At 64.5% G+C, this 7067-nt stretch carries 5 protein-coding genes and 4 pseudogenes; 8 read left to right on the top strand and 1 reads right to left on the bottom strand.

The features are described 5' to 3' along the window. Positions 1-100: pseudogene (locus WA317_RS03560) on the bottom strand (LLM class F420-dependent oxidoreductase); the annotation flags it as partial. 602 nt (positions 101-702) lie between these two features. Between WA317_RS03560 and WA317_RS03555 the strand changes: the two are divergent. The 8 genes and pseudogenes from WA317_RS03555 to WA317_RS03520 form a co-directional block, all read left to right on the top strand. Continuing rightward, a complete protein-coding gene (locus WA317_RS03555) occupies positions 703-2226 on the top strand; it encodes a PucR family transcriptional regulator (protein WP_425171727.1) in 1524 nt (507 codons plus the stop codon). A 121-nt stretch (positions 2227-2347) separates the two neighbouring features. Beyond that, on the top strand, positions 2348-2971 hold the full coding sequence (locus tag WA317_RS03550; RefSeq protein WP_425171726.1) for an Rv1733c family protein: 624 nt from the start codon (positions 2348-2350) through the stop codon (positions 2969-2971). After that, a pseudogene (locus WA317_RS03545) lies at positions 2968-3284 on the top strand (adenylyltransferase/cytidyltransferase family protein). Before WA317_RS03550 ends, WA317_RS03545 begins: the two are co-directional and overlap by 4 nt. Positions 3285-3872: 588 nt before the next feature. Then, positions 3873-4364 carry a GreA/GreB family elongation factor gene (locus tag WA317_RS03540; protein WP_425171725.1) on the top strand — a complete coding sequence of 164 codons (492 nt, stop codon included), beginning with the start codon at positions 3873-3875 and terminating at the stop codon, positions 4362-4364. Between the two features lie 141 nt (positions 4365-4505). After that, a pseudogene (locus WA317_RS03535) lies at positions 4506-5721 on the top strand (cytochrome c oxidase subunit I); the annotation flags it as partial. Next, a complete protein-coding gene (locus WA317_RS03530) occupies positions 5666-6034 on the top strand; it encodes a CBS domain-containing protein (RefSeq protein WP_425171724.1) in 369 nt (122 codons plus the stop codon). The pseudogene WA317_RS03535 and the gene WA317_RS03530, both read left to right, overlap by 56 nt. 208 nt (positions 6035-6242) lie before the next feature. Next, positions 6243-6602, top strand: a complete 360-nt coding sequence (locus tag WA317_RS03525) for a DUF488 domain-containing protein (protein ID WP_425171723.1) — start codon at positions 6243-6245, stop codon at positions 6600-6602. Positions 6603-6768: 166 nt separating this feature from the next. Then, a pseudogene (locus WA317_RS03520) lies at positions 6769-6903 on the top strand (transposase); the annotation flags it as partial. Between the last annotated feature and the right edge of the window lie 164 nt (positions 6904-7067).

Raw genomic sequence — 7067 nt, 5'->3', positions numbered from 1 at the left:
AGAACGCTGAATACCCGGCTGCTTCCGCGGTTTGGGCGACTGCGAGTTGATCGTTGTAGCTGGCGCCTTGCTGAGGTTCGACGAACACCCGGAAATCCACGGGCTTCACCCTAGGCCGACGCGCCATCCGGCGTTGGTACCGGCGGGGTCGTATATGGTTCAACCGAATCGCTGCAGCCAGGCCGCAACCGCACTGCCCGGCTGACCGTTGTCGCCGCCGCCAGCGCCGCTATCACAAAAAGGATCGTCGCTGAAATCGCGGCGGAGCTCACGACGGTGAGCAGCAGTGGCAAGCCGAAGCCGATGTACGTCACCGCGTAGAAAGCTCCGGTGACGGCACCGCGAAGATAGTGCGGCGCAGGCCGCTTCAAGGTCGAATAGGCCCTCGCTCAGGCAAGTCGGACGCGCAAGACAACCCACTGGCTTGTCGCAGCTTATCGACATGCTCGCCGACGCCGGCGACAGTGCCGAGAAGATTGTTCCGGTAGCGATCGAAACACCGCGTATTTACGCCTGTTTCCGGTTAGGGAGGGCGGAGCGATTCGACCTAATAGAAACAGTCTGATCGTACTGCGTTCCCCAATACGGCTGGGCCTGGAGATCCAGGGCCGCTCGCAATTCTCTCCGTTGATCGGGCAATCCATCGGGCCCCGCTTGATTACTGATTACGCTGGGTGATCAGTTCGGCATGGGGAGCGGCTCGTGATCACTTTGGACCGCTTGGTGAACGTGCTGGGTAGTTATGGGGCACGCTTGCGTTGGTCCTCGGTTGCCAGGTCGACTGAACTGCGCAGCGTGGTGATCCACGAGGCGGCTGCGGACCGCCAGGCGGTTGGTGATGTGTTGCTGGCGATTGGTGCCGGCTCGCCACGGGAAGCGGTGCGGTGGGCGGCCTCGGCGCATGCTGTTGTGGTGTTGATGCGCGGCGGTGAGGAGCAGATAACGTTCGACGCCGACGCCGAGGTTGGCGCGGTGATGGTGGTCGACGATGCGTTGTCGTGGAGCGAATTGGCGGCGGTGGTCTATGGGCTAGTGCTGGAGGGCCGTGAAACTGAATCCGGCCGTGGCCCAACCGATTTGTTCGCGCTCGCTGACAGTCTGGCGGACGCAATCGACGGTGCCGTAGTCATTCACGATCGGCTATTGCGCGTACTCGCCTATTCGAAATTACAGCAGCACGCTGACGCGGCGCGGGTGGAGACAATCCTAGAACGGCAGACACCGGAGCAGTTGCGGGCATTATTCGGAACCCGTGGGGTATTCACGCACTTGGCGTCCTCCGACGATCCAGTGTTTGTCGCCGAGGACGCCGAACGTGGCCTGACTGGGCGCATGGTGGTGGCGGTGCGCTCGGGTCGAGAGCTCTTGGGGTCGGTGTGGGTGGCGTGTTCGGCGCCGCTGGACGGAACCGCGCGCACCGCCTTGGCCAATGGCGCGCACACGGTGGCCCTGCATCTGCTGCGGTCACGCGCCAGCGCGGACCTAGAGGGCCAGGTCGAATCCGAGCTGGTGATCCGGTTGCTAGAGGGCAGCGCTGATGCCGCCACCCTGGCCAGCAGGCTGGGCCTGCCGCATAGCCGGTTACGGGTGATTGCGGTGCAGGCGTTCATCGGCGCCGACCGCGATGCTGCTCTGTTGTTGGCGTTCGAGCGCGCCACCACCGGGTTCGGTTGGTCACGGCCGGGTCGCAGCGCCTTGGCCGGGAACACTGTGTACACCGTGCTTCCCGGTGAGCAGGCGGAAACGGCGCGGCGCTGGGTGACCGGTTTGCGTGCGGCCATACCCGAGCAGGTGACGGTGTTGGCCGGCATCAGTGGGGCGGCCGAGGTGGCTGACCTGACCGCGGCGCGCCGGGAGGCCGATGAGTGTCTGGCGCTCCACGAAGTATCACCCCGAGCGGCACCTCCGGCCTACGACGAGTCGTGGGATGAGATCCTGCTGCAGCGGTTGCGCACTGCGGCGCGGTCAGGTCGGTCGCCCGAGCGTGGACCGGTGGCCGAGCTGCGCCGCCATGACCTCGCCAACGCGACCGACTATGTGGCGACGCTGCGGGCCTGGCTGGAGGCCCAGGGCGACCCGGTCGAGGCCGGTGAGCGGTTGGGCCTGCACGAGAACACTGTGCGTTACCGGCTGCGCAAGATGGCCGAGATCACCAACCTGCCATTGAACGACGCCAGAAAGCGGCTGGCCATGATGATCGAACTTGCCGCCACCGACACCGGTTGACCGACGAACCTGTCGAAGTACAACAAAGCGTGGGGGCGCTGTTGTCTGGCTTCGGCAATGCTTGCCGCTGCCATGCATACGACCATGGAGCCTATAGCGATCCGCCGATAGGACTTACCTGATGACGACCCCCCATCCTGACCATCAACGGCTCACCGGCCACTGGCTGGACGAAGACGCCGCGATGGACACCTTCCCGCTGCGCTTGCCGCGGTGGCGGTTGGTCCGGCTGTTTGACCGCAACCCACTGATACGTGCCAGCGATCGGGTCGAGGCACTGGTTTTGGTGTTGGCCGTGGTCGTAGCGCTGTTGGCTGTGCCGATCGCCGCCGCCGTGGGCACCGCGGTCTATGATTCCCGCCGCAGCCTTTACGCCGAGCAAGCCCAGACTCGGCGCATGGTCACTGCAACCGTCATGGATGTCAGCGCTGCCCAAATCTCGTCGAACAAGACGATGACGGTGCCTGCCCGATGGTTTGCTGCCGGAGCCGAACAAACCGGTGAAGTTAAGACGCGACACACCGTGAGACCGGGCGACTCGATTGATGTCTGGGTGGACGAAGACGGTTCGCAAGTCGCCCCGCCCATCAAAACCGCCGTAGACGAGGCGGTGGCGGCTGCAGTAGCGATCTGGTTAGGAGCGGTCATCGCCGCAGCGGTGTTGGTCGGCGCCGCTCGGGCAATCCTCAACCGAGTCCGCCACGCCAGGTGGCAACGTGACTTCGACAAGCTAATCGAGTCATGAGCGGCGCGGTATGCCCGGGTTCGTTCGATCCGGTGACGCTGGCTCACGTCGACGTTTTCGAGCGTGCCGCCGCTCAGTTCGACGACGTGGTGGCTGCTCCTGGGCCATCCCATCAAAATGGGCATCTTCGACCTCGACGAGCGGATCGCGATGACCAACGAGTCGACGACGCATCTGCCCGGATTGACCGTGAAGGCGGGCGAGGGCCTCGCTGACTAAAGAGGTCGCGATGCTCGGCGGCGACGTGTCGGACCTGCTTCCCGAACTAGTGAACGGCCGACTGGCCGAGAAGTTGCGCTATACCCACGGCTAGCCCCAACTACTGGATATCGAGTCCGATTTCAGCGCAAGAAGTCCGCGCGGGCTGAGCCAGTGCTAGTGGTGACCGCGATGGTGGTCTCGCAAGGCCTACATCTCACTGATCGAACCGCCCAAAGTATTGGCGACCGATACGGCCTGACCCGCGAGGAAATCGACGCGCGTTTTGCGTTGCGGTCCTACCAACGTGCCGCGGCCGCGCACCAATCGGGTCGGGTGCCACGTAGATCCATTCGGTCGACGTCCCCGCCACCGGCAGAAGTCCAGCCAAGTCGCGATCACGCGACGGCGTTGTCGGCTGGCGACAATGGCCCACTGCGGCATTGTCCGGTTCCGGCAAGCGCTGGCGCACCCCTCCAGACGACCATGGGAGTTGATAACGAAGTTCAGTTGGGAGGTGTGCTGATGGTCGGCGTCGAGCTCGATCCGCTGCGCCGAAGCGGAGGCTGGCACTCCCCATACCCACAGGCCTGAACCGCAGCGCAAGTTTCGCCCACCGCGGGCCCCCGAGTCGTCAGGGGCGGTTGCTGTGTTTCCGCCCGCTCCTGACGACACCCTATTAAAGATAAGGACACCATCGAAAATGACTAGTATTCAACGCATTCGGATGACGCGACGGGACTACACTCGGCTGCACATCGAGCTTGCCGCGCTGCGCTCGCGGCGCAGTATTGAAGTTCCCGACGACTTCATGGATTACGACGCGAACCTCATCGCGCGGGACCGGGCGAGACAAGCCCGCATCCGCGAGATTGGAGATGTGCTGACCAATGCGGTCGTCAGTGAGGACGTCTACGACCCTGTCGCCGGACCGGGCATGGTTGTGACCATCCGCTACGAACCCACCGGCGAGACCGAAACGTTTCTGCTCGGCCGGCGTGCCGAGGACGTCGACCTCGAGGTCTACTCAACGCTGTCGCCGCTGGGCCACGCGATCGCCGGCGCACGTCCGGGTGAGCAGCGCATCTACGCAATCCCCAATGACACGCACCGGCTCGTGACGCTGCTCAAGGCCGTGCCCTACGAAACGTACGCGGCGAAAAACCCCGGGCTTAGTCCCGCGGCGCCACGGTGACCCCCGAGCACCGCACGAACAAGAGACAACGGCCGAAGCGAAGTGCCAGCCGACGACATTGCATGGTGGCAGGGCTCACGACATAGACCGGCTGGCGGCATCAGCGACCATTGCTGCTGCGCGAAAAATTATGACCAGCGCGTGGGCACCATTTTGAGCGCGGTAAACATGATCACCACCGTGGTGTGCATGCGCGCGCCCGGGATGACGATGTTCCGGCTGCCCATCTTCACCTGGAACATCCTGATCACGTCCATTATGGCTTTAATGGTCTTTCCACCGCTGACCGCGGCACTGTTCGGGTTGGCCGCCGACCGCCACCTGGGCGCTCACGTCTATGACCGGCCAACGGTGGGGTGATCCTGTGGCAGCACCTGTTCTGGTTCTTCGGACACCCCGAGGTCAACATTGTGGCGCTGCCGTTCTTCGGCATCATCACCGAGATCATCCCGGTTTTCGCCCGCAAACCAATCTTCGGCTACACCAACATGGTCTACGCCACGATGACCATCGCCGGGCTGTCGGTGGCGGTGTGGGCGCACCACATGTTCGCCACCGGCGCCGTCCTGCTGCCGTTCTTCTCCTTCATGTCCTACCTGATCGCGATACCGACCGGGATCAAGTTCTTCAACTGGATCGGCACCATGTGGAAGGGCCAGTTAACCTTCGAGACACCCATGCTGTTCGCGGTCGGGTTCATGGTCACCTTCCTGCTTGGCGGCCTGTCCGGGGTGATGCTGGCCAGTTCACCAATCGACTTCCACGTCACCGACACCTACTTCCTCATCGCCCACTTCCACTACGTGCTGTTCGGCACCATCGTGTTCGCCACCTTCGGCGGCATCTACTTCTGGTTCCCCAAGATGACCGGTCGGCTGCTCGATGAGCGGCTGGGCAAGCTGCACTTCTGGCTGACGCTGATCGGTTTCCACACCACATTTTGGTGCAGCACTGGCTGGGCGACATGGGCATGCCGCGCCGCTACGCCGACTACCTGCCCACCGACGGGTTTCAACCCCTCAATGTCGTCTCGACGATCGGCGCGTTCATCCTCGGTGCCTCGATGCTTCCGTTCGTGTGGAACGTGTTCAAAAGCTGGCGCTACGGCGAACCCGTCACCGTCGACGACCCCTGGGGACACGGCAACTCCCTGGAATGGGCTACCAGCTGCCCGCCACCGCGGCACAACTTCACCGAACTGCCCCGCATCCGCTCCGAGCGCCCGGCGTTCGAACTGCACTACCCCCACATGATCGAACGAATGCGTGCCGAGGCGCATATCGGCCGGCACGCCACAGCTGGTGAGTCGGGAGAAGGTTTCGGCCCGCGGACCGAGCCGGATCGCGAACGGGCCTAATCGGCTGGCACACCCTGGCGCCACCGCAGCAGAGCTGATGTCGCCCGGGGTGATCAGCGTGACCGTGGACACCGAAGTCGACAAGGTATGCCACCTGCTGGTGAAGCACCGTATTCACCGGGTGCCCGTGCTCGACAGGGCCAGGCTGGCCAGGATCGTCAGCCGCTCGCCCGTCGTGGCGTTGCTGGCCACCGAATGGGTGTGCCAGGTCTTCGGCCAAGCGGTGCGCGACCGGAACGCGTCGCCGTCGTGTCCGACTTGTCACGCCGCCAGCGAACAGTTTGTATTGCAGGACGCCGATCCCAGCAGTTAGCTACACCCCCGTCCGGCGGCGCAGCGACGAGCGGCAGGAGACACGCGGTATGGAGGAGCCCTTCCCCACACCAGCGAGCGGGCCGCTAGCGACCGGTGAGCACACCCAACGAGAGAGAAGGTGCGGTCGCACCGCGCCGCTCGAGCGGGCTGTCCGCCTGACCCGCCCGAGATGAGCGGCTGAGACGGCCACCGGGAGGAGGCAGCAAATGAGCGCATACAAGGTGCAGGTGCGTCGGGTCTACGACCCCCCGGCCCGCGGGGACGGGAACCGCGTGCTGGTCGACCGAATCTGGCCGCGCGGCTTAACGAAGGAAAAGGCGAACCTGGACGAGTGGTGCAAGACGATCGCCCCTTCCACCGAGCTGCGCAAGTGGTATCACCACGATCCGGAACGGTTCAGCGAGTTCGCCCGGCGCTACCGGGAGGAGCTGACCGGACCCGAACGAGCCGAGGCGCTGGCACATCTGCGGACGTTGGCGAAGGACCGAAAGACCCTGACTCTGCTCACAGCAAGCAAGGCCGTGGACATCAGCGACGCAACTGTCCTCGCCGCGATGCTGGGTTAAGCGGTCGCCCACCATACGGTCGCGGACACCGCGTCTGCGCGGCCACCCGTGGGACATCGCGATGATCGACTCGCACGACGCCGCGGGGTTCGGCGGCTTGACTCAGAGCCACGAGATGTACCACAGCCGAAGCGCAGCAGCCCGCGGTTGAGTCGGCCGGTGAGGGACGGGCAACATCCGCAACGGCGCCCGGGCCAAGACGGTGTTGATGGACACCACCGGCCAGGTGCAGATCGACGTGCCGCGGGATCGGGCCTCGACGTACGAGCCGCAGATCGTCAAGAAGCGTCAACGCCGGCTCGGGTACCACCGGAGCGGCCGCCGGATGAGGTGATGGTGCGCGGCGGTCGGCGGGCTGGCTGTGGTTGTTGTAATGCAGGCGATGGCTGGCTTGGCCGGCCACAGCGGCTCCGATGACTACTTCGGGCGCGACGACGGTCGCGGCGGTTTCGGCGGCGCCTACGC

This window comes from Mycobacterium sp., assembly GCF_049802695.1.
Classification (GTDB): Bacteria; Actinomycetota; Actinomycetes; order Mycobacteriales; family Mycobacteriaceae; genus Mycobacterium.
Note: the sequence above shows the minus strand (reverse complement) of the source record. Positions and strands in the feature narration are given on the sequence as shown.

What these genes read in the sequence shown, in the direction of transcription:
- WA317_RS03550 (WP_425171726.1), top strand. Translation starts at nt 2,348, where the DNA reads ATGACGACCCCCCATCCTGACCATCAACGGCTCACCGGCCACTGGCTG.
- WA317_RS03540 (WP_425171725.1), top strand. Translation starts at nt 3,873, where the DNA reads ATGACTAGTATTCAACGCATTCGGATGACGCGACGGGACTACACTCGG.
- WA317_RS03525 (WP_425171723.1), top strand. Translation starts at nt 6,243, where the DNA reads ATGAGCGCATACAAGGTGCAGGTGCGTCGGGTCTACGACCCCCCGGCC.